The sequence below is a fragment of the Halorussus salinisoli genome, assembly GCA_005239435.1.
In the GTDB taxonomy this organism is placed as follows: domain Archaea; phylum Halobacteriota; class Halobacteria; order Halobacteriales; family Haladaptataceae; genus Halorussus; species Halorussus salinisoli.
Genome location: SZNP01000005.1, coordinates 1 through 22401 on the forward strand (window position 1 = coordinate 1; position 22401 = coordinate 22401).

General features: G+C 64.8%; 21 protein-coding genes. 12 read left to right on the plus strand and 9 right to left on the minus strand.

Annotated elements, in window-relative coordinates; genetic code table 11:
• The 5 genes from E2484_RS14805 to E2484_RS14825 all read right to left on the minus strand — a co-directional run.
• A partial coding sequence (locus E2484_RS14805) for a twin-arginine translocation signal domain-containing protein (protein WP_137285958.1) occupies nt 1–622 on the minus strand: 622 nt, incomplete at its 3' end.
• Between the two features lie 72 nt (nt 623–694).
• Nucleotides 695–2392, minus strand: coding sequence for a thiamine pyrophosphate-binding protein (locus E2484_RS14810; protein ID WP_137285959.1), 1698 nt, complete (start codon nt 2390–2392; stop codon nt 695–697).
• A 143-nt stretch (nt 2393–2535) separates the two neighbouring features.
• The gene (locus E2484_RS14815) at nt 2536–3483 is read right to left on the minus strand and encodes a hypothetical protein (protein ID WP_137285960.1); all 948 of its coding nucleotides are present in this window, start codon (nt 3481–3483) and stop codon (nt 2536–2538) included.
• Nucleotides 3484–3665: 182 nt separating this feature from the next.
• On the minus strand, nt 3666–4661 hold the full coding sequence (locus E2484_RS14820) for a winged helix-turn-helix domain-containing protein (RefSeq protein ID WP_137285961.1): 996 nt from the start codon (nt 4659–4661) through the stop codon (nt 3666–3668).
• Between the two features lie 72 nt (nt 4662–4733).
• Nucleotides 4734–5261 (minus strand): GNAT family N-acetyltransferase, encoded by a 528-nt coding sequence (locus E2484_RS14825; protein WP_137285962.1) that lies wholly within the window; start codon nt 5259–5261, stop codon nt 4734–4736.
• A gap of 275 nt (nt 5262–5536) precedes the next feature.
• Here E2484_RS14825 and E2484_RS14830 point away from each other — a divergent pair, with 275 nt between their 5' ends.
• The 3 genes from E2484_RS14830 (at nt 5537) to E2484_RS14840 (ending at nt 9119) form a co-directional block, all read left to right on the plus strand.
• Nucleotides 5537–6724, plus strand: a complete 1188-nt coding sequence (locus tag E2484_RS14830) for an MFS transporter (RefSeq protein WP_137285963.1) — start codon at nt 5537–5539, stop codon at nt 6722–6724.
• A 124-nt stretch (nt 6725–6848) separates the two neighbouring features.
• Nucleotides 6849–7817 carry a WD40/YVTN/BNR-like repeat-containing protein gene (locus E2484_RS14835; protein WP_137285964.1) on the plus strand — a complete coding sequence of 323 codons (969 nt, stop codon included), beginning with the start codon at nt 6849–6851 and terminating at the stop codon, nt 7815–7817.
• 330 nt (nt 7818–8147) lie between these two features.
• Nucleotides 8148–9119 carry a transcription initiation factor IIB gene (locus tag E2484_RS14840; protein ID WP_137285965.1) on the plus strand — a complete coding sequence of 324 codons (972 nt, stop codon included), beginning with the start codon at nt 8148–8150 and terminating at the stop codon, nt 9117–9119.
• Between the two features lie 171 nt (nt 9120–9290).
• Here E2484_RS14840 and E2484_RS14845 read toward each other — a convergent pair whose 3' ends face one another.
• Entirely contained in the window at nt 9291–9533 is a 243-nt protein-coding gene (locus E2484_RS14845) for a hypothetical protein (protein WP_137285966.1), read from the minus strand.
• 175 nt (nt 9534–9708) lie between these two features.
• Between E2484_RS14845 and E2484_RS14850 the strand changes: the two genes are divergently transcribed.
• The 4 genes from E2484_RS14850 (at nt 9709) to arsN2 (ending at nt 11841) form a co-directional block, all read left to right on the plus strand.
• Nucleotides 9709–10074 carry an ArsR/SmtB family transcription factor gene (locus E2484_RS14850; protein WP_137285967.1) on the plus strand — a complete coding sequence of 122 codons (366 nt, stop codon included), beginning with the start codon at nt 9709–9711 and terminating at the stop codon, nt 10072–10074.
• Nucleotides 10075–10081: 7 nt separating this feature from the next.
• Entirely contained in the window at nt 10082–10915 is an 834-nt protein-coding gene (locus tag E2484_RS14855) for an arsenite methyltransferase (RefSeq protein ID WP_137285968.1), read from the plus strand.
• A 176-nt stretch (nt 10916–11091) separates the two neighbouring features.
• On the plus strand, nt 11092–11313 hold the full coding sequence (locus tag E2484_RS14860; protein ID WP_137285969.1) for a hypothetical protein: 222 nt from the start codon (nt 11092–11094) through the stop codon (nt 11311–11313).
• 81 nt (nt 11314–11394) lie between these two features.
• A complete protein-coding gene (gene arsN2, locus E2484_RS26160; protein WP_137285970.1) occupies nt 11395–11841 on the plus strand; it encodes an arsenic resistance N-acetyltransferase ArsN2 in 447 nt (148 codons plus the stop codon).
• 135 nt (nt 11842–11976) lie between these two features.
• Here arsN2 and E2484_RS14870 read toward each other — a convergent pair whose 3' ends face one another.
• Nucleotides 11977–13281, minus strand: coding sequence for a PQQ-binding-like beta-propeller repeat protein (locus E2484_RS14870; RefSeq protein ID WP_170977371.1), 1305 nt, complete (start codon nt 13279–13281; stop codon nt 11977–11979).
• A gap of 227 nt (nt 13282–13508) precedes the next feature.
• Here E2484_RS14870 and E2484_RS14875 point away from each other — a divergent pair, with 227 nt between their 5' ends.
• Both E2484_RS14875 and E2484_RS14880 read left to right on the plus strand, forming a co-directional pair.
• Nucleotides 13509–14711: a CaiB/BaiF CoA transferase family protein gene (locus E2484_RS14875; protein ID WP_170977372.1), complete on the plus strand. Its 1203-nt coding sequence runs from the start codon at nt 13509–13511 to the stop codon at nt 14709–14711.
• Nucleotides 14712–14774: 63 nt separating this feature from the next.
• A complete protein-coding gene (locus tag E2484_RS14880) occupies nt 14775–15713 on the plus strand; it encodes a hypothetical protein (protein WP_137285973.1) in 939 nt (312 codons plus the stop codon).
• 15 nt (nt 15714–15728) lie between these two features.
• Here the strand turns inward: E2484_RS14880 and E2484_RS14885 are convergent, their stop codons facing one another.
• On the minus strand, nt 15729–16658 hold the full coding sequence (locus E2484_RS14885; RefSeq protein ID WP_137285974.1) for an NAD-dependent epimerase/dehydratase family protein: 930 nt from the start codon (nt 16656–16658) through the stop codon (nt 15729–15731).
• Nucleotides 16659–17020: 362 nt separating this feature from the next.
• Here E2484_RS14885 and E2484_RS14890 point away from each other — a divergent pair, with 362 nt between their 5' ends.
• The gene (locus E2484_RS14890; protein ID WP_137285975.1) at nt 17021–18220 is read left to right on the plus strand and encodes an XdhC family protein; all 1200 of its coding nucleotides are present in this window, start codon (nt 17021–17023) and stop codon (nt 18218–18220) included.
• On the opposite strand, the gene E2484_RS14895 is transcribed toward E2484_RS14890, so the two are convergent.
• Nucleotides 18187–18819 (minus strand): nucleotidyltransferase family protein, encoded by a 633-nt coding sequence (locus tag E2484_RS14895; RefSeq protein ID WP_137285976.1) that lies wholly within the window; start codon nt 18817–18819, stop codon nt 18187–18189. The two genes, E2484_RS14890 and E2484_RS14895, sit on opposite strands and share 34 nt — an antisense overlap.
• Before the next feature lie 551 nt (nt 18820–19370).
• Between E2484_RS14895 and E2484_RS14900 the strand changes: the two genes are divergently transcribed.
• Together E2484_RS14900 and E2484_RS14905 are read left to right on the plus strand one after the other, a co-directional pair.
• Nucleotides 19371–19925, plus strand: a complete 555-nt coding sequence (locus E2484_RS14900; protein ID WP_137285977.1) for a (2Fe-2S)-binding protein — start codon at nt 19371–19373, stop codon at nt 19923–19925.
• Nucleotides 19922–22381 (plus strand): xanthine dehydrogenase family protein molybdopterin-binding subunit, encoded by a 2460-nt coding sequence (locus E2484_RS14905; protein WP_137285978.1) that lies wholly within the window; start codon nt 19922–19924, stop codon nt 22379–22381. Before E2484_RS14900 ends, E2484_RS14905 begins: the two co-directional genes overlap by 4 nt.
• Nucleotides 22382–22401 lie beyond the last annotated feature (20 nt).

A 22401-nucleotide genomic window follows, 5' to 3' on the forward strand; every position in this document is an offset into this window, starting at 1 on the left:
CCTTGGTGACCTGCGAGAACTTCTCCCACTTCATCGAGTTCTGAGCCCACTCGTCGAAGTCCGACTGCCCGTACCCGGCGTTCTTCAGGTACTGCTTGTTGTACTGCATCGTCGGGAAGTCCGGGAATATCGGGAGCGCGTAGAGGTCGCCGTTCGGTCCCTTCGCGGTCGAGACGCTCGCCTCGAAGTACTGGCTCTCGATCTCTTCGATGGCGCTCTGCGGGAAGCCCTGCCGTTCGTTCAAGTTGACCAACTGGTCCCGGACGATGAACGGAATCGTCCACCCGCTGTCCATGTACAGTATGTCGGGCTTGGCGCGACCCGCCGACAGCCACTGCTGGTACTGCGCCCGCCGGTTGTCGGTCACGTTCGGCCCCGCGAGGACGTTTACCTCGATGTCCTTCGACAGGCCGTTGTTGTACAGCACCGGCTGAAGCTGTTCGTTCCACGTCTCCCCTTTCAGGTCGGCGTCGGACGCCCACTGGAGCGTCGTCGTGCCGCCCTCTTGCACCTCTCCCACGGTCCCGTCTTCGACGTACCCGGTCAACCCTGCCGCCGCCCCCGACGCGCCGACCGCTTTGACGAACTGCCGTCTGGAAGTTCCACCGTTACTATATGTCATTATTTCCCACACCCTGCGGCCGGAGAACGGTAGCCTACCGTAAAATAGCTCGGGCCGATGCGTCTCGCTACCTCACTCGTGAAGCCCGCCGACTTCGGCGTAGAACGACGACTGTAACTGCTCGGCCATGTCCTCCTCGCGGTCGATGCGGGCGTCGATGACCGTCGGCACGTCGTTTTCCTTCCCTTCGGCGAGCGCAACGCCGAGTTCGTCGGGGGTCGTCGCCCGAATTCCCTCCGCGCCGAAGCCCTCCGCGATTGCCACGAAGTCGGTGTCGTGGAACTCCACGCCCGCGATGTCGCCTTCCCCGTCCTGCATCTGGCGGACCATCCCGAGACTGGTGTCGTTCAGCACGACGAAGGTGGGCGCGACGCCCTGCTCGACCGCGATCTCCACGCTGGTCATCGTCATCGTGAACCCACCGTCGCCCGCGACGCCGATTACGTCCGAATCGGTCGTGATGGCGGCCGTGACCGCCGCGGGGGTCGCCCACCCCATGCCGCCGACGCCGCCCGACCCGAAGTAAGTCCGAATCGCCGGCGTCTGGAGGTAGTTGAGGAGCCAGAAGCGGTTGTTTCCGGAGTCGGCGGTGACGATGGTCTCGTCGTCCACGACGGCCTCGATTTCCTTGACTGCGCGCTGGGGTTTGATGGGCGAGGCGTCCGAGTCGCATTCGGGAGCCGAGAAGGACTCGCGGGCCGATTCGGCGCGGTCGCGCGCCCAGTCGTTGGTTCCGTCACCGGCATCGGCCAGTGCCCGCAGACTCTCCTCAGCGTCTCCGATCAGGCCCACGTCCGCGGGGTAGACCCACCCGGCGTTCCGGGTGTCGATGTCGGCGTGGATAATCGTCTGCTCCTCCGGGCGAACGAAACTCGGTGCCTGCCAGTTGGTGTCCATCGGGTTCATCCGGCATCCCGCCACGAGGAGAGCGTCGGCCTCGCTCACGACCTGGTTCGCGCCCTCGTGGCCGAACGAACCGATGACGCCGCCCGCGAGGTCGTGGGTCTCCGGAATCGTTGATTTCCCGAGGTAGGAGGTCACGACCACCGCGTCGTAGGCCTCCGCCACGGCCTGCAACTCGTCGTAGGCCTGCGCGGCGTGGACGCCGTTTCCGGCGACGATAACCGGCCGCTCCGCCTCGGCGAACGCCTCGGCCGCCGCCGCCACGTCGCGCTCGGTCGGCGCGGCGTCCCAGTTGCGGACCTGCTCGTCGGCGTCCCAGACGGGCGGAATCGGGTCCTCGGGCACTTCGTCGGTGATGGCGTCGCCGTCGAAGATGACCGCGGTCGGTCCGGGCCGACCAGCCGTTGCGTGCTTGAACGCCAACTGGACGCTCCGGAGAGTCTCGGTCGGCGAGCGCGGGAACCAGTGTTCCTTGGTCACGCCGTCCAGAATCTTCGGGAGGTCCAGCCCCCCGTAGTCGCCGCGCGACTGCTGGTAGGGCGCGAGCGTCGAGTAGTCGCCGCGCTCGCTGGCCTCGGTCAGGACGACCATCGGCGACGAGGAGAGGCGGGCCTCCATCTGGCCGATAGTACCGAGGCTTCCGATCCACGGTCCCTGCCCGGCGAGGACGCCCGGCTTCTGGGTCAGGCGGCCGTACATCTCGGCCATGACGCTCCCCTCGCGCTCGTCGCGCGGGCGGACCACGTCGACGTCGGACTCGGGAAGTTCGTCCAAAAGCTCGATGACCCGGCCGCCGGGGTAGCCGAAGACGTACTCGACGCCGAGGGCTTCGAGTTGCGAGACGAGTTCCTCGTTGGTCTCGGTCATGGGCCGAACTGACTCCGGCGGGTGACTTTGGTCTGTCGCTTCGCGGACCAGTTCGAAGAAATCCGAGTGACTGCCGGGACCAGGACGGCGCTTCCCGTACTTCGCCGGACGGTCGTTCCGAGGGGGCCGCACTCGTCACGGCCTCAGCCGCTCGGTCCGGGGAACTCCTCGAAACCGCCGATGGAGACGGACACGCCGGAATCGTCGGGTTTCAGAACGTACTCGGTCGGGTAGCGGTCCTCGACCGGGAACACCTCCGGCGTCTCCACGTCGACCGACGTCTCCTGTTCCAGGTCGGCGAGGTACTCGTTCGTGACCATCGGCTCGACGAAGTGAAGCCTGCTCTCGCCGTCGCCCTCGAAGACCGGCACCTCCCGTTTCTCGTCCTCCAGTTCCATCTCCTCGACGCGTTTCGGGTCTTCCGGGTCGATGGCCGGGTCGTACGTCCCGTAGACGTAGGTGTGGGTGAACTCGCCGTCTCCGAACTCCGGGGCCGTCCCGTCGAGGAGGTGCTCGCCCATCTCGGGGACGATGAGACGCGGGTCCTCGAGTCGGTACCCCGGCGGGAACTGCTCGTCCGGGACGTCGTAGGCGGCCAGTCCGAAGGGAATCGACTCAACGGTGGACTCTTCGACCGTGTAGAAGTGGAAGTCGAAGTGCGGAACCGTGTAGACGCCCGGCGGCGCGTGCCCAACCGGGTTGTAGTGCAGTCCCACGAACGTGAACTGGTGGGTGTCCACGTCGCTCGGAAGCGAGAGGTGGGCCGCGACGCTCTCGTGCGGTTTCTTCCCGTCGTCGTCCACCGAGGCGAGCGCGTCGTCGTCGACGTGAACGTCCAACGAGACGAGTTCCCCCGACGAGTTCGTGACGGCCGCAGTCTTCACGGTTCCGTCACCGACTTCGGCGGACTCGCCGTCCTGAACTGTCAGGTCTGCCCTCGGTTCGGTACGCGTGCTGGCAGTCCCGGTTACGACCGCCCCACCTACTGCCGTCGCACCCGCCATCGCTCCCACCTTCAGGAAGGTTCGTCGACCGGTACCCCCCGTTCGGTCCGTCGTCTTTGGATTCGTTCGTCGTTCGATGTCTTTCATTCTCGGGCCTCTCTGTTCCGTTTTCGCTAGCTTACTCTTTCGAGGGTGTCGACAACACCCGAATGCCTGTACCCGGCACTTATACAAAAGAATAATCTGTACCACAATTCAGTAATCGCGCTTACTGTACCTGAGTGCAGTTCGCGTGACTGCACATCGATGTCGGACTGGACAGCGACTAGTCAGTCCGCGGTTTCGGACACGTCGAGGACGTCGCCCGCATCGTCGAGGGTCACGTCGAGTCGGTCGCCGTCGAGTTCGACCCGGACCAGAAGCTCCAGCGGGTCCTCCGAAACCACCGTCTGCTCTTCGATGGTGTCGTAGAGCACGGTTATCGAGGACTCGTCCATGGCGCTCTCGAGGTCGATTCCGTGGTCGTGATAGAACACCTTGACCGGAAGTTCGGTGACGACGTGGAGTCCCAGCGAGAGCCACCAGTCGAACTTGCACACCTCGCAGACGTGGAGCAACCGGACCTCGTAGACCGACCCGCAGTTGTCACAGACGGTTCCCTCGGGCGCGTCGTGGTCGTCGCAGACGTGCGTGGTCGTGGTGATTTTCCCGGCACAGTCGGGACAGACGCCGTTCAGGAGCGTCATCAGCCGGTTCCGAATCCACGTGTTTCCCTTGCGCTGCATCTCCTGTGGCGTGCGGTTCTCCAGCGCGGCCGGTGGAAGGTCGGCGTGTGCCACCATCCCCGACGGGTACTCGGGCCAGCGATACGCGCCCTCGCAGTCGGGACACCGCTGAATCGTCTCGTTCTCGTCGGTGTAATCGACGACCAGCGACGACCCGCACCGGTAACACTCGAAGTCGGACGGTTCGCCCTCGAAAGACCGGTCTTCGGTCAGCGTGCCCGCGAACACCGCTCTGAGAACGCGCGCCGCGGTGTTGGTGAGCTTGTACCCTTCCTCCGTCGAGCGCACGAACGTCCCGTCGAGTTTGTCCAAGTGGTACGTGAAGTTGCCGGAGTCGCCGATGGCGACGCGCTCGTAGAGCTTCGAAAACGGTACCGCTTGCTCGGACCGAGGCCGCTCCGGTTCTTTCGCCTCCCAGAGCGCTAGCAGTATCGCCAACCGCGTCTCGTTGGCCAGCAGACCGAAGGCCTCGGTCGCCTCGGTTCCGGCGACTCCCGCGGCCGCTTCCAGCGGTGAGTCGGTCGAGTTCGCGCTTGACATGTACTAGCGCGCTACACGACAGCTATTAAAAGTCGGTTCTGTGGGCCACCGTCGCGTCTGCCGCTCCGTCCGTCAAGTGTCCGTCGCGTCGCTCTCCGACTCGCTCAGGTCGAGTTGCATGAAAATCGCCTCGTCGTGGTACCGCTCGCGGAGCCGCGTCTCGGGATAGGGCGGCGTGCGCTCGAACCCCATCGACTCGTAGAGTGCTGCCGCGGCCTCGCTCCACGGTGGCGTGGTGAGGCCGAGCGTCTCGTAGCCCCGCGCTCGCGCTCGGTCGATGGCCGTCCGGACGAGTCTCCGCCCGACTCCCTCGCCGCGGTAGGCCGGTCTGACGTAGAGCCGACGGAACTCGGCCAGTTCGTCGGTCTCACCGTAGAGAAGGACGCATCCCGACGGGTCACGTTCGGTGCGGGCGATCCACGCCCAACTTTCGGTCTCTCCGTCCAGCGACCCGAAATCCTCGGCGAGTTCGTCGTCGGGGTCGTACGCGTCGCCCGCGTGTTCGGCCATCCACTCGTGGAACTCCCTCAGTAGCTCTCGGAGCGCGGAACGCTCTCGGTCCGACTCGACCGCGGTGAGTACGGTCGATCGCCCGGTCATATCGTCGCATTCGATGGAGTTCGTGTTAGATGTTACCGCGGATTCGTCGAGGGTGTCCTAGTGCGGTCGGTCGCCGCCGAAATTCGGCCCCGACAATCTATGCAATTACGAAAGACACATTTTTCATTCCTAAGTGGGCAGAGACCTGTCCCCGACTCGCAGCATCCCCACGAACCGTCGGGTTCCCGGACGACTCCTGTAACGCGTTTCAGTAGCACCACCTACTAAAATTCACTTCCGGGAACGTTTTTGTGAACACCATCAGTAGCGCCGATATGGTCTCGTTGGTTCGGCGCTACTACCTCTACCGCGCGACGCTCTCCCCCGGCTTCTACCTCCCCGTCTCCGTCGTCTACATGGAAGCGCAGGGGCTCGGACTCGCCGACATCGGGTTCGTACAGGGGGCGTTCTCGTTCGCGATGGTCGCCTCGGAGCTTCCGACCGGCTATCTCGGCGATCTGCTCGGCCGCCGCACCGCACTCGCGCTCGGGAACAGCGTCGTGGTCGCGGTGATGCTCGGATTCACCGTCGCCGACTCGACGCCAGCGTTCACTGCGGTCTACGTCCTGTGGGCGGTCGGGTGGACGTTCCGGACCGGCACCGCCGACGCGTGGCTGTACGAACTGCTCGCCGACCGTGACGCCGAGGACGAGTACGCCCGGATCAGCGGCCGCGCCGACTCGACCCTGCGGGTCGTCTCCGCGGGTACGGCGCTCGCCGCTGGCTTCCTGTACACCGTCGATCCCACCGTCCCGTTCCTCGCCAACGCGGGGCTGGCGGCGCTCGGCTTGCCGCTCTTGTTCACGCTCCCGAGGACGCAGGAGGTCGACGCGGACGGTGACGACGCGCAGATGGGCATCCGCGAGGCCGCACGCGTCTTGCGCGCACAGCTCTCGCGACCGTCGATTCGCTGGCTCGTCGTCTACGCCGCGCTGTTCAACCTCGCGTTCTCCGTGACGCGGGTGTTCGAACAGCCCGCGCTTCGTGCGGTCGGCGTCCCGATCACCGGACTCGGCCTCCTCTACGCCGGGTTCAAACTGGTCTCCGCGGCCGCCTCGAGCGCGGCGGGTCCGCTACAGGATCGAATCGGAACCCGCGGGGTGCTCCTGTTGCTCGTTCCCGCTGTCGGAATCGCGTACGCTAGTTTCGCCGTCGTCCCGCTGCTGCTGGTCCCCGTGCTGTTCTTCAGACGCGGTATCCAGCGGGTCACTCGCCCCGTCCGCAACGAGTACGTCAACGATAGACTGGAGGACGTGGGACGCGCGACGGTGTTGTCGGGGGTCTCGATGGCGCTCTCGCTCGCGTCCGGCACCGCGAACGTCCTCGGGGGTCGAGTCGCGGCGGTCGTCGGCCCGGTGGCGTTCCTCTCGGGGACCGGCGTGGCCGTGGCGCTCGTCGCCGGTCTCCTTTGGACGGTCACGCGACCGGTCCGGGAACCCGCCGCCGACGCCGCGCCGTCGTAGCGCCGGCACCTGACGGGCGTTCTCGTCAGCGTCGCACTCTATTTCCTCACCTATTCATATAAATTATATTACAAAACTGGCTTCCAGCAAATTCTTATCATCCACCCCGACGAACGAGGCGCGTATGCTCATCGCAGGAAGCGACGACGGAGTACATCGGTTGACCGGCATCGACGGGCCTGGAGAGACGACCGTGGAGACCGTTTTCGACCCGGGACCGGTCGTGCGTGTCCGGGAGTTCGAAGAGTTCGAAGGAGCGTTCGCGGCCACGGAGACGGGGCTGTTTCACTCGCCCGATGGGGACGAGTGGACGAACCTCGACGTTCCCCGCGAGAAGGTGTACGCGGTCGGCGCGAGTCCCGATGGCAGGCTGTACGCGGGGACCCGGCCCGCACACGTCTACGTTTCCCGGACGAGCGACGAAGGCGATTTCCCTCGCGGGGTAGAGTGGCGGGAACTCGAGGCGTTTCGGGAGTTGCCGTCACGCGACGAGTGGCGGTTACCCCGCCACGAGAACCTCGCGCAGGTTCGGGACCTCGACGTACACTCCGCCGCACCCGACCGAGTCGTCGCAGGCGTCGAGGTCGGCGGCGTTCACGTCAGCGACGACGGGGGAGAAACGTGGACGGAGCGCCGCGAGGGCGTCGACGACGACGTACACGAACTTCACGTGGTCGGTCCGGACGAGTTCGTCGCCGCGACCGGGTTCGGACTGTTCCGCACGGTGGACGCCGGACGGTCGTGGACGCGCCTCGACGACGGATACGAACAGCGTTACTTCCGGTCGGTGTTCTCGGTCGACGGCGACATCTACGCCGGCGGCGCGCTCGCGCACACGGCGACCTGGGACGACGAGGACGCCGACCCGGCGCTGTTCGTCTGCCGTGACGGCGAGACGGTCGAACCGGTCGAGCATCCGCGCCCCGACGAGACTATCACCGGAATGACCGCCGTCGACGGTGCCGTCGTCGCGGCGACCCACCGCGGGACGGTACTCGTGCGACGTCCCGACGGCTGGGCCGTCGCTGGTTCGCTCCCCGTCTCCGGCCAACTCGCGGGGAGTTACACACCGCTGTTGTGGTTCGACCACTGACCTTCGAACGATCCGCGATGCCGTTTTCACGTCCTGAAAGGCGTGCTATCCGGAACCTGTCCCTCGTTAAAGGGGTGGGCCGGAGAGCCCAGGGATCATCGGGTTGCAGGGCCTCGTTCGTCCTCCAGTTCGTCTGCTCGACGTGGACACCGCGTTCGCCGAGGCCCTCGCCGACTCGACGAATCCCTCCCCGTATGGGGCAAACGAGCTAACTTGCGGTCGCTAACGACTACTCCCGGTGGAAATCGGCGTGAATCGAAATCGACGGTCCCGTTCTCTGTCAGAACCATACATATTAAACCGTCAAGCGATTAGTTGCGGTTCATATTCATGGTCCGGCCAACTCGGCAGCGAGAACGTGAGCGCGACCACACGTCGGAAGGGGAAACCGAGGAGAAGGAGGGCGAGGGTCAGAGCTGTCCGGAGTGCGACTCGGAGAACCTCGTTACGAGTGGAGATAGTAACGAGGTCGTCTGTGAAGACTGTGGACTCGTTATCGAAGAACAGGCGATCGACCGCGGGCCGGAGTGGCGCGCGTTCAATCACAGCGAACGACAGAACAAGAGTCGGGTCGGCGCGCCCACGACCCAGACGATGCACGACAAGGGACTGACTACCCAGATCGACTGGAAGGACAAGGACGCCTACGGCCGATCTATCTCCTCGAAGAAGCGAAGTCAGATGCACCGACTCCGGAAGTGGCAGGAGCGCATCCGGACCAAGGACGCGGGCGAGCGCAACCTCCAGTTCGCGCTCAGCGAAATCGACCGCATGGCTTCCGCGCTCGGCGTCCCCCGTTCGGTCCGAGAGGTTTCGTCGGTCATCTACCGACGGGCACTCAAAGAGGACCTGATTCGTGGCCGGTCCATCGAAGGCGTCGCGACCAGTTGTCTCTACGCCGGGTGCCGCCAGGAGGGCATCCCCCGGAGTCTCGAGGAGGTCTCGGAGGTCTCTCGCGTAGAGCGGAAAGAGATCGGCAGGACGTATCGGTACGTCGCGAAGGAACTCAGCCTCGAGATGGAACCGGTCGACCCGAAGGAGTACGTGCCGCGGTTCAGTTCCGAACTCGGCGTGAGCGAGGAAGTGAAGATGCAGGCGAACGAGATCATCGACGTGACCGCCGAGAAGGGCCTGCTCTCGGGCAAGTCGCCGACGGGGTACGCGGCCGCGGCCATCTACGCCGCCTCCCTGCTCTGCAACGAGAAGAAGACCCAGCGCGAGGTCGCCGAGGTCGCGCAGGTCACCGAGGTCACGATTCGAAATCGGTATCAAGAACAGATCGAAGCGATGGGCATCCACTGAGCTATCGAGAACGCGTACCGTGTGGCAGAGTCGTTCTCTATACTCTCTTACGACGCTTCGACGGTCGCCAACGATGGCAGACAGCACGCCTGACTGGTCGACGACGAACACGGCCCCGTAGGCGATAGCCGGCGACCCGTCGACCCCGGTCTCGTAGTTCGAATCGCCAGTTCACGGACCCGTCTCGCGTCGAGACGGCGTAGAGACGACTGTCACGGCTCCCGACGTACGCCGTCCTGCGATTGCAGGCGCGCCGTGTATCGGCCCGTTCGTTTTGGTCTGCCGTCGCTCGCTCTCGTCGGTCGTCGGTGGCGTCTCCTCGGTCGTAGTCGCCTTCTCCGTCTGCTCAGTGGTGGTCCGGTCACCTGACCCGGCACATCCGGCTACCCCTGCGACGAGAGCGCTCGCGTTCACCTGGAGTAATCGGCGGCGAGGCGTCGGTTCTGCGGTTTCGTGGGAACTCGTAGGGGGTCGTCGGAGGGCATCGTTCACTCTATATAGACCGGTTGACATATGCTTCTTCTTCATCGTGTGAGAAATACGACCCGAACGCTTATATTAGTAGAGTCTAATATTAGGATGTGCTAAAATGAGTGGGCAGAAGACAGACGGCCAGCCATCCGAGACGCAACGCGAGCAGGGAGCCGATTGTTGTTCGGTTAGCCATTCCCATTCCCTGTCGGAACCGGAGGTAGCTGCTGACGTAGAAGTCCTCGCAACCCTCGGCAACGACACCCGATACGAAGCGCTCCGACTCATTGCCGAAGCCGACGACGCTGTCTGCGTCTGTGAGTTGGAACCCACGCTGGGAGTGAGTCAGGGAGCGGTCAGCCAGGCGCTCTCCCGACTCTTCAGTGCTGGGTTAGTAGAGCGGCGAAAGGAGGGCCGATGGCGGTACTATACCGCGACGCCCCGCGCAAACCGACTTCTCAGTGTCCTCGACGAGACGAGATAACACGACAATGACCGATACCACATCCACCAACGACGCAGACGGCGAGCGACTCGACTCGGCAGAACAGCGCTCCGCCGTTCGCGAACGATACTCGCGCATAGCCACGGAGTCGTCGTCGTGTTGCGGCGACGATAGCTCCTGTGGCGAAGCCTCTTCTGCCAAAGCGCAGAAACTCGGCTATTCGGCCGACGAACTCGACGCCGTCAGTGGGGACGCGAATCTGAATCTCGGCTGCGGTAATCCGACCGCAATCGCCAGCCTCGAGGAGGGAGATACCGTCCTCGACCTCGGTTCCGGTGGCGGTTTCGACTGCTTCCTCGCCGCCCGCGAAGTCGGACCAGACGGTCGGGTCATCGGTGTCGATATGACGCCCGAGATGGTCGAGAAGGCCCGCGAGAACGTCGAGACGAACGCCGCGACGAACGTCGAGTTCCGACTCGGTGAAATCGAACACCTTCCGGTCGCCGACGAGTCCGTGGACGTGATTCTCTCGAACTGCGTCGTCAATCTCTCGCCGGACAAACCGCAGGTGTTCCGCGAGGCGTATCGCGTCCTCCGACCGGGCGGACGCCTCGCCGTCTCGGACGTCGTCCTAACCGCCGAGTTACCGACCGACCTACGGGCCGACCCGACGTCGGTGGCAGCGTGTGTCGGTGGTGCGGCATCGGTATCCGCGCTCGAAGCAATGCTGACCGAAGCCGGATTTACGGACGTTTCCATCGAGCCGAAAGCGGACAGCGAAGAGTTCATCGACGAGTGGGACGACGAGCGCGATTTGAGCGACTACGTCGTCGCAGCGACGATAGAAGGAGAGAAACCGGCAACGGAGTCTCGACCGTAGCAAAAGAACCGATCCGGACAGTCGCAGTATCGCGGTCCAGAACGTGCTGCCGACTGTTTCGATCGGCGGAGATACGACCAGACACCGACAAAACTGATACCGTAACAATGTTCAGGCCACCGATCGTTCCACGAAATCGCCCACTAATCGACCAACCTACGTGGCGGAGCGTCCTCGTGAGCTACGTCCTGGTTACTGCGATTCCCCTGCTGTTGTGGTTCGTAAGCCAACCGCTGGTCGGCACCGTAGCCCTCGCGAGCATCGCCGGCCTGTTCGTCGGCGGGCGACGCGTCTACCGACTAACCAGATGCTTCTACGACTGCCAGGGGTTCACGTTCGACCTGGGCGGCACGGCTCAGATTACAGTCACGCAGATTCCCACCGATGAAGCGAGTTGACCGACGTTTCGAGCCGTTGGAGAGTCGTCGTCGGCATAGTCGTCAGAACCGTCCTTCGCTCCAGAACTTCACCGAGACCGTATGAGCAACTCTTCACTTACCATTCGACGAGTGGACGACGATAGCGTAGACCGTGTCGAGTCCCTGTTGGAAGCGAACGGGCTTCCGTATCAGGACGTGCGATCGAAGTCCGAGTGTTTCTTCCTGGCCTACTCCGACACCGAGTGTATCGGTACTGGAGGTGTCGAAACACACGGTTCGGACGGACTTCTCCGGTCGGTCGTCGTTACGGAACCGAATCGCGGACAGGGCTACGGAGTAGCACTGTGTGACGCACTGGAAGAGTACGCACGAACCATCGAGGTGGAGACGCTATACTTGCTGACCACGACCGCAGAAGCGTTCTTCCGACGGTGCGGTTACGAAGAGACCGTTCGGGAAAACGTTCCAGCACGCATCCAGCGGACGACCGAGTTCGCGGAATTGTGCCCGAGTTCGGCAACCTGTATGAGAAAGAACCTTCGATAGTAAGGCGCTCTGTGACGACAGGTCAGCGATACGCCCGGCAAACTGCCGTCGTCCTGCTGTGGGAGTGAGACGGTGAGGCCGTGTCGAGCGAGAAGTACGTCGGTGTCTTTCGGGAGGCCCGGGGACGTCTGGTCTCTATTTCGCTCCGAGCGAGTAGACACGTCCGTCGTGGAGTGAGACGTACGCTCGGTCGTGCGCTAACGCAACGTTCGGATTCATCACGTACGCGGCCATTCCGGCGTCGAACGATGGCATCTCGAACCGCCAACGCTTCTCTCCGTTCGAGTCGTACGCCTGCACCGACCCGTCCGAAGTTGGACCGAGAATCAAACCGCCCGCTGCAGCAGGTGGGAGGTTCCCACCGTACTTTCCGGTACGCCATCGTTCGCTCCCGTCGCTCCGTCGGAGTGCAAGCAGCCCGCCGTGGATGGTGTTGACGTAGACGGTCTCCCCGACGACGGTGACCGAGGGAATCGCGTTACCGTAGCTTTTCCGGAGTAGGCGCGTCGACCACTGCTCGGTACCAGTCGCCGCGTCGACGGCGTGAACCCGATAGTCCGTTCCCGTCACGTACACCGTCTGGCCGACGACGGCCGGAAGACTCTGTATCCGAGGACGGTGATTCTCGGTAACCACGTCGGTGCGCCATCGCAACTCTCCGTCACTTGCAGCGAAGGCACAGACACGTCCCTGGTCAGTCCCGACGAACACGGTCGAGTCGCTCGCACACGGGGGCGTCGAGACGTACTCCTCGCCCTCTGTAACCGGTCGGTCCCAGTGGCGTGTCCCATCGAGCGAGACGGCTGTCAGTCCACCCTCGTCCGATGCAACGTATGCTCGCTCACCGACGACGACGGGTCCTCCGCGCGGATTCGACGGTAAGTTGACGCGCCATCGCTTACTTCCGTTCGACGAATCGAGCGCAGTGAGGCCTGCACGCTGTGGGTCGTAGCTCGTGCTTACTACGAGGAGCGTTTCGCTGGTGCGTGCGATGCTCTCGATGTCCTCCGCTTCGAGGATGGTCCGCCACGCACGTTCGCCGGTTTCCCCATCGAAGGCCACGACGAGTCCGCGGTTTTCGTCGTCCTCCCGGTGTTCGACTGACCCGACGTACACGTAGCTGTCGTCAGTTACTGGCGGGGTCGTGCGGAACGTTCGTTGGCCCTCGATGGGCGTTCGAAGCCACGCAGCACCGACCTGACCACGGGGCGGAACCGTGTTCGGGTTGTAGCCACTCCGCTCGACATCGTACCCGGCAACGGGCCACCCGTTGCCCGTGGTGAAGTCCGTTCCGTATGCCGGATTATCGTCCGACAGCGGAGGCGGTGATCCGTCCGACTCGTTCGGAGAACCTTCTTCACGATCACGAACAGCGGAGAGACAACCGGACGCTAGCAGAGTCGTAGCGACCGAACTCGCGAGGAGAGGGCGGCGTTTCATATTGCGTGGTTGACGTAATCGGGTGAAATACTTTGTGTAGAACCAACGCTCTCCGACAGTAACGCAGACTACGAAGGGGCGTAGATATCTCTCCCGTTTGCTCGTTGAAATCGTACGGTGATGACGTGTTTCCTCGGGTGTACCGAATCGGGCGCACACCTTGCAAATCGAACTCAAATGGAAGTGCCGACCGAACCTTTTAGTACACTCCATCCGCCCTCATTGCCATGACAGACCGAATCATGGACGGCGTGCGCGTTCTCGACCTCACGACGTTCGTCACGGGTGGGTTCGCCACTCTGATGCTGGCCAATCAGGGCGCGGAGGTCGTCAAAGTCGAGCGTCCCGACGCGGGCGACGACAACCGCCACTCCGGGCCGCCGTTCGTGGACGGCGAGTCGCCCTACTTCTGGACCGTCAACTACGGCAAGCGGAGCGTCGAGTTGGATTTGAAGTCCGAAGCGGGCCGCGAGGCCCTCTACGACCTCGCGGAAGAAGCCGACGTGTTCGTCCAGAACTACCGACCCGGCACCGCCGAGCGCCTCGACGTGGACTACGAGAGCATCCGCGAGCAGAACGACGACATCGTCTACTGCGCCATCTCGGCCTTCGGCCAGACCGGCCCGTGGCGCGAGCGACCGGGCTACGACCTGCTGGTCCAGGGGATGAGCGGCATCATGAGCGTCACGGGCGAACCCGACCGTCCGCCGGTCAAGGTCGGCCTGCCACAGACGGACCTCATCACCGGAATGTGGGCCGGATTCGGTATCGTCAACGCGCTCTACAAGCGCGAACGGACCGGCGAGGGGGAGTACATCGACCTCGGGATGCTCGACGCGACCCTGCCGTGGCTGACCAAGCAGGCCGGAAAAGTCTTCGCTGGCGAGGAACCGACCCGAATGGGCACCAAAGACCCGGTTCTCGCGCCCTACCAGACCTACGAGACCGCAGACGGCCACGTCAACGTCGCCTGCCTCAACCAGAAGCTCTGGCGGGAGTTCTGCGAAGCCCTCGACCGCCCGGACCTGTTCGCCGACCCTCAGTTCGAGACCAACGCCGACCGCGTCGAGAACATGGACGCCCTCGAAGCCGAAATCGAGGCCGAACTGACCGAGAAGACGACCGACGAGTGGATGGAGATTCTGGTCGAGGAGGCCGGAATCCCCGCCGGGCCGGTCCAGAGCGTCGAGGAGGCGCTCTACAACGAGCAGACCGAGGCTCGCGGGGTCGTGACCCACATCTCTGACGAGGAGTCCGACCGCGAGATTCCGGTCGTCGAGCATCCGCTGAACTACGCCAACGCCGAGAGCGGGTTCGAGTCGCCTCCTCCCCGCCTCGGCGCGGACAACCGCGAGTTGTTCCGCGAAATCGGCTACTCCGAGGCCGAGATCGAGGAACTGGCCGAGAAGGGCGTGTTCGGCGAGGAGTGAGCAGGCGCGAGTTCCTCGCTCCGAACCCACGTTTTATCAGGCACCCACGGAAACCCTCGCGCCATGGACCGCCGCGAGTTCCTCGCTACCGGCGCGACCCTCGCCATCGCCACCGCTGGCGGTTGCACCGGATGCGCGAAAGCGCCGGCGATTTCCCTCCGAATGGAACCGATCAACGACCACGAAATCGCGGAGGAAGTGACCTATCGGGTCGAAGTCGGCCCTTCGGACCGACGCCGACTCGTCGCCGACGCCGTAGGGGAGGAGTCCGTGACCGTCGAGGACACCGATGCCCCGTTTCCGGCGGACGAGCCCTTCGTCTACGACGGGTCGGTCTACCGGCTCTCGTACGAAATCGTCGAGTCGAAACCCGCGACCACGTTCCAGTTCACGCTCGACCCGGCCGAAGGGTCGGTCTCGGAGAGCGAGACGATTCGCTACGACGAGTTGCCCGCGGTCGACCGCGAGAAGTTGGACTACGACGGGAGTTTCCTCGGGTTCGGGTCGTCGTTGCTCTACCTCGACAGCGAGATTCCCGACTCCGCGCTGGTGCCCGACCCCGAACGCTCGGTCATCGTCTGGGATTCGGAGACGAAGGGCCGATTCGAGGTGGACGGCTCTATCGAGACCGACCTGAAGACGTACCGTTACGAGTCCGAACAGGTCCACCCCTCGGCCGAGGAGTACGGCGCGCAGATCCGCGAGCGATACGAGTTCGAGCTCTCGGGGCTGACCGACGCGGAGCGCGACATCGTCTCGGAGGCCATCGAAGAGAGCGACTACTCGGTTCCCCACGACGAGTCGCCGCCCGACGCCGCGCTGAAACTGGCGACCCGATTCCGGCCGCACGAGGAGGTCCGGTACGCGTGGGAGGACGAGGCGGACGCCGCGGAAGCGGGCCGCGTCGACGGGACGTACCTCGTGCGCCACGACGGCGAACTCTACTGGACGAGCATTCACGTCTCGCGCGACCAGTTCGCGACGACCGCGAAAAGCGGGTGACGTTTTCGGTACGACTCAGGCCAGCTCGTCGTACAACTGCTCGGCCGCGGTCCGGACCGCGTCGGCGCTCTCGCGCTCGGGCGACCAGCCGATAGCACTGGCCTTCTCGATGGAGAGGCGCATCTTGGGCACGTCGCCAGTCCAGCCACGGTCGCCGCCGGTGTACTCGAACTCGGGGTCACACCCCACCACGTCGCTGACCAACTCGGCGATGCGCGTCACCGAGATGGTCGTTCTCGTTCCCAAGTTGTAGAGGTTGGTCGGGTCGTCGGTGTTCTCCACGACGTGTTCCATCCCGCTCACGCAGTCCTCGACGTGGAGGTAGGACTTCTCCTGTCGGCCGTCGCCGAGGATTTCGAGGGTTTCGGGGTCTTCGAGCAACTTCTCGATGAAGTCCGAGATGACGTTGTTGCGCTGGTGTGGACCCACGACGTTCGAGAATCGGAACATCCAGGTCGTGAAGTCGTGGGAGTGGGCGTAGGTCGAGAGGAGGCCCTCGCCAGCCAATTTGCTCGCGCCGTAGGTGCTGACGGGTTCGAGCGGCGCGAAGTCCTCGGGCGTCGGACGCGGCGCTTCGCCGTACACCGCCGAGGAGGAGGCGAAGGCGATGTTCGACAGGCCGACCTCGTCCATGCGTTCCAGCAGGTTGTAGAGCATCGCGTTGTTCTCCTCGAAGACGCGCCGGTGGTCGCCGCGGTTCACGTCCGAGAGCGCCCCGAGGTGGAAGATAACGTCGAGGTCGCTCGTGACGACTTCGGCCACGTCGTCGGCGTCGGTGAGGTCGCAATCAGCGAATTCGGCCGCTTCGGGCACCCACTCGCGGTTGCCCTTCGAGCAGTTGTCAGCGACGAGCACGTCGTTGTCCTCGGCGAGTGACTCGGTGAGATGGGTGCCGATGAGTCCGGCACCCCCAGTCACGAGGACCGACTTCCCTGATAAGTCCATGCGGGAAATAGCGACGGAGCGACGGATATATCTTTACGTTCGTGGGTCTGCATCGCTCTCACGCGGGGTCTTCAGGAGCGAAGCGACTGAAGGCTCGGAGGACGCGGTTTGTCCTCCGACGGTGGACGGCGGTCGCATCCGCGGCCGCCGAGGGCGCGTGAGGCCGTCGCGGTGGCGGTAGCGTTGCGGTGCCGTGCTGTGCGGTTGCTGTGGCTCCGTTGCTCACGGAGCCACAAGCTTCTCTGCGATTCCCACCGTTCGTTCTCGCTCTCCACCTCGACGTTCCTCGTTTCCTTCTCTCTCGTCACTTGCTTCGGCCTCCGACGCCAACACCTAAATATCAATACTTGTTACCACGGAGCATGAGCGACGAAATGGACGGATGGAGCGCGACCACGCTGTCGGTCCGCGAGACCCTCCGAGACGCCATCGGAACCGACGCCGCCGTCGCCACCGTCGTCGCCGTCGAGGGGTCGGCCTACCGGCGGCCCGGCGCGAAGCGCGTCCTCGGCGACGAGTCGGTCGGGGCCATCACCGCCGGGTGTCTCGAAGGCCCGGTCGCCGACCTCGCGGAGCGCGCGCTCGCGGACGGCCCGCTCTGCGAGACCTTCGACCTCACGGGCGAGGACGACTCGTGGGGGTTCGGACTGGGATGCAACGGCGTCATCGACGTGCTGGTCGAACCGGCGGACGAGAGCTTTCGGCCCGCGCTGGAGCGCCTCGCGGCCGGGAGTGCGGAACGCGACGCTTCCGGAGCACCGTCGGACGGCGAGCAGGTCGTCGGAAAGCGCGTGGCCCTGCTCACGGTCGTCGGTGGCGACCACCCGGACGCACTCGTGGGTGCCCGTGCGCTCGTGGACGCGGACGGTTCGACCGAATCGACGGACCCCCGGCCGACGCTTCCCGACGACTTGCTCGCGGCGGTCCGCGAGCAGGCACGCGAGTTCGCCGCCGCAGGTCGCTCGGACACCGTGGAAGTCGAGACCGACCGCGGGACTGCGGCGGTGTTCGTGGACGGACTGGAGTCGGTTCCGGAACTGCTGGTCTTCGGTCACGGCGCGGACGTGCTCCCGGTCGCGCGTATCGCCCGCGACGCCGGGTTCCGGGTGACGGTCGCCACCGCACGCGGCGCGCGGGCCGACAGCGAGCAGTTTCCCGCGGCCCACGAAGTCGTCGCCACTCGCCCTTCCGAGGTCGCCGAGGCCCTCTCGCGGCCCGCCGACACCTACGCCGTGCTGATGAGCCACAACTTCGTGGACGACCGACTCGCGCTGGAATCGCTCCTGGAGACGGCCGTGCCCTACGTCGGTCTGATGGGACCGCGCAAGCGATTCGAGCAGTTGCGCGAGGCGATGGCCGGGGCGGGCGTCGAACTCTCGGCCGACGACCTGGACCGCGTCTCGACCCCCGTCGGTCTCGACCTGGGCGGCGGCGAACCGACCCAGATCGCGCTCTCCATCGTCGGCGAGGCGCTGGCGGTGTCCAACGGCAGGGACGGTGGCCGATTGACCGACAGCGAGGGTCCGATTCACCCGCGGTCGGAACTCGACGACTCGTCCTGAAGCTCTCTGAGGTCGGCCAGCGTGTCCACGTCGCGGTGGATTCCGGGGTCCGGCACGTCCACCCACGCCACGGGTTCGGATTCCAGCAACGCGCGGCCGCCCGTGTCGCCCTCGACGCTCGCCAAGTCGCCGAAGTACCGGGCGTCGAAGAGGACGGGATTGCCGCGCTGGCCGTCGTACCGCGGCGCGACGATGCCGGGGGTCTGGGGGTCGTCGGTGGCTTCGGAGTCGTCGGTGGACTCTCGGTACGTTTCGAGGAGCGCTTCGACCGTCTCGACGCTCACGCGGGGCAGGTCGCCGAGCGCGAACAGTACCGCCTCGGCGTCTTGTTCGCGGGCCGCGGCGACCGCCCGCCGGACCGAGGTACTCTGACCCTGCTCGTACTCCGGGTTGGCGACGACGCGGACTTCGTCGGGGAGCGCGCGCTCGACCGCCTCGGCGTCGTGGCCGACGACGGCGACGGTTGCGTCGAGGCTCGATTCGGCGAGAGTCCGGGCGGAGTGGGCGACTATCGGATCACCGTCGAGGTCCGCGAGGAGTTTGTTCTCCCCGTCGAATCTGGTTCCGGTTCCGGCCGCGAGGAGCGCACCGAGTATCACGGTCGGACGTGTGGTCGGAGTCGGCTAAAATCCTCGTGTCCCTATAGGTGTGTACGAGTTGCTTATAGATATTTTTACATTTGTTTAAAACATATATAGATTGTTTAGTTGCGAGGTTGTACCGTCTCTCTCCTTGTCGGTCCAGACGCTGCCGATTCGCGTCGCTGTAACGGACCGACGGCGAAAATGGAACGACAAGCTAGCTACTCCTCGAGCCAATCGTACCGCACAGCACCGCGACAACCTCACACCTCCCCGGCCTCCCCGCTCACCGCGTTCGCTCGTCCACCGTCAGAGCCACACTCCGACGAGCCTTCAGTTACTTCGCTCCTGCAGACCTCGCGCGCATGGGCGCGCCGGTCCGGAGTATCAGACTACGTACCAACTCGGAGTATCGACTCGGCGCACCGCCAGTGAGACGGCGAGTTCCGGTTTCGAGGTGATTCGGACTTCGAAGCGGTTCGAATCTGGAAACCGTTCCCTGACCGTTCCGTTCCAGTCAGTTTCGGGACAACGTTTATGCGGTGCCCCGATATACGTCACCATCTACCATGAGTACCGACGACACCCCCGGCTCCCTCGACTACCCCACGGAGGAGGTCGCCCTGACGATAAACGGCGAGGACGTCTCCGCCGAGGTCGAACCTCGCCACAAACTCTCGGACTTCCTCAGAGACGCGCAGGGGCTTCGAGGGGTCCGTGTCGGGTGCGAACACGGCGTCTGTGGAGCCTGCACGGTTCTGATGGACGGTCGGGCCGTCAAGTCCTGTCTGACCTACGCGGTGCAGGCCGACGGTACCGAAATCGAGACGGTGGAGGGACTGGCCGACGACGGGACGCTCCACCCGATTCAGGAGTCGTTCCACGAGGAACACGCCCTCCAGTGTGGCTTCTGCACCAGCGGGTTCGTGATGGCGACCAAGGAACTCCTCGGCGAGAACCCCGACCCGAGCGACGAGGAAATCGAGGCCGGACTCGCGGACAACGTCTGTCGATGCACCGGCTACCAGAACATCTACGACGCGGTGAATCGCGCGGCCGACCGAGTGGACGGCGAGGCCGAACGAGTCGCCGACGGCGGTGACGCCGAGGAGGACGACGAATGAGTTCGCGCCCCGAGGCCGACAGCGATGTCGGCCCCGACGGCGAGACCGAAACCGCGAGCGAGGAGCAGTTCACCGGACGAGGCCTCGACAGGGTCGAAGACCGGCGCATCCTCACCGGAGAGGCCGAGTACGTCCACGACAAAGCGCCCGAGGACGCCCTCCACATGGCGCTCGTCCGGAGCATGCACGCCCACGCCGACATCGAGTCCATCGACACCAGCGCGGCCGAGGACCATCCGGGGTGTCACCTCGTGCTGACCGCCGAGGACCTGAAGACCGACTACAACCCGATGCCCGCTGGCCTATCGGGCTTCGAGGAGTGGTCGCTGGCCGACGGGAAGGCCCGGTACGTCGGCGAACCGGTCGCAGCGGTCGTCGCCGACGACCGCTACGTCGCCGAGGACGTGGTGGACCTCGTGAGCGTGAAGTACGAGACCAGAGAGCCGGTCGTCGACCCCCGCGAGGCCCGCGAGGACGACGTACTGGTCCACGAGGAGTTCGGGACCAACGTCGGCGACCACGAAGAACTCTCGTTCGGCGACCCCGAGGAGGCCTTCGATGAGGCCGACAACGTGGTCGAGGGGTCCTACTCGTGGGGCCGCATCTCGGGCGTCCCGCTCGAAACGGCGGGCGTCGTCGCCGACTACGACGCCGACACCGACTCGTTCGACATCGACTGCAACATCCAACTTCACACGTTGGTGGACGACACGGTGTACGAGACCCTCGGCTACGACCCCGACGACGTGAACCTGGAGGTTCCGCCGGACGTGGGCGGCAGTTTCGGCACGAAAATCGCCATCCATCGCTACTGCTGTCTGGCCGCGATGGCGAGCAAGGAACTTGACCGGCCGGTCTCCTTCGTGGAGGACCGCATCGAGAACCTGCAGGGCGGGGACATGCACTCGACCGAGCGCGAGTACGACGTCAAACTCGCGGTGGACGACGACGGCACCTTTCGGGGTCTCGACTTCTGGTTCGTGGACGACTTCGGGGCGTGGCCGCGCTACCCCGTGAACCAGGTCCTCAAGCCCCTCTCTGTACTCACGAACGCTTACGACGTGCGGAACGCCCGGTACGAGTACGACCTCGTGCTTACGAACAAGACCTGCCAGACCGCCTACCGCGGATTCGGCGTGCCCGCCCACCTCTACGCGCTGGAGATGATTGTGGACGAGGCCGCCGACGAACTCGGAATCGACCCCGACGAACTCCGCCGCCGGAACCTCGTCGAGTCCGACCAGATGCCCTACGAACTCCCCTCGAAGAACGTCTACGACTCGGGGGACTTCCCCGCCGCCCTATCTCACGTCCGAGAGAAAATCGACGAGGAGCGCGACGGCGGTCTGCTCGACCCCGACCTCGTCGAGCGAAAGCGCGAGGAGGGCAAGTACCGCGGCGCTCGGCCCACCGTCCACATCGAACCGGGCGTCTCCGGGTCCGACTGGACCAACCGCCAGCGTTCCGACCGCGACGACCTCGCGGATCGCGACCGCGAGGACGTGGCCGAACTCCCGGAACACCTCCGGGCCGAGATTCGAGACGACGGGACCGTGAGGGCCTATCTCGCCACCGACTCGTCCGGACAGGGCCACCAGACCCTCGTGACCCAACTGCTCGCCGACGAACTCGGCGTTTTGCCGAGCGTCATCGAGGTCGCCTACCTCGACAGCACCGAAGCCCCCACCGAGTACGGGAGCGCAGCCTCTCGGATGGCGGTCATGGTCTCGGGCGCGGCGCAGGGGCTCGGACGCACCCTCGCGTCGAACCTCGAAACGCTGGCCGCCGAGGTCTGGGACTGCCCCGGCCGCGACGTGACCTACCGCGACGGGCAGGTAGAGCGCGTGACCGGCGAGAGCCTCTCGCTCGCGGACCTCGCGGAGGCCGACGCCGACCGCGACGAGAAACTCACCCGCGCGAGCTACGACTACGAACACCCCGCTACACAATTGGACGAGTTCGACGAAGCCCTCGCTCGGAAGTTCCCGGTCTACCCGACCGCGGCGTTCGCCGCCAACGCGCCCATCGTGGAGGTGGACGCCGAGACCGGCGAGGTCGAAATCCTGAAACTCTACTCGCTCCGCGATTGCGGGACCCAACTCAACCCGACCATCGTGGAGGGGCAGGCCCACGGCGGCCTCGCGCAGGGCATCGGCGCGGCGCTACAGGAGGAGTTCGGCTACGACGAGTCGGGCCAACCGCAGGCCATCACGCTGTTCGACTACCGGTTGCCCTCCATCGAGAACGTCCCCGAGATGGAGTTAGACCACAGCGAGACGCCCTCTCCGTTCACAGCTACCGGGGCGAAGGGGACCGGCGAAGGCGGGATGATAGACGGCCCGGCGAGCGTGGCGTGTTCGATAAACGCGGCGCTGGAACCGTTGGGTGTGAAGGCTGATCAGATTCCGCTCACGCCGAATCGGGTTCGGGAGCGCGTGCGGGAACAGGAGGAATAGGCGCTTCGACCTGGCCCTCA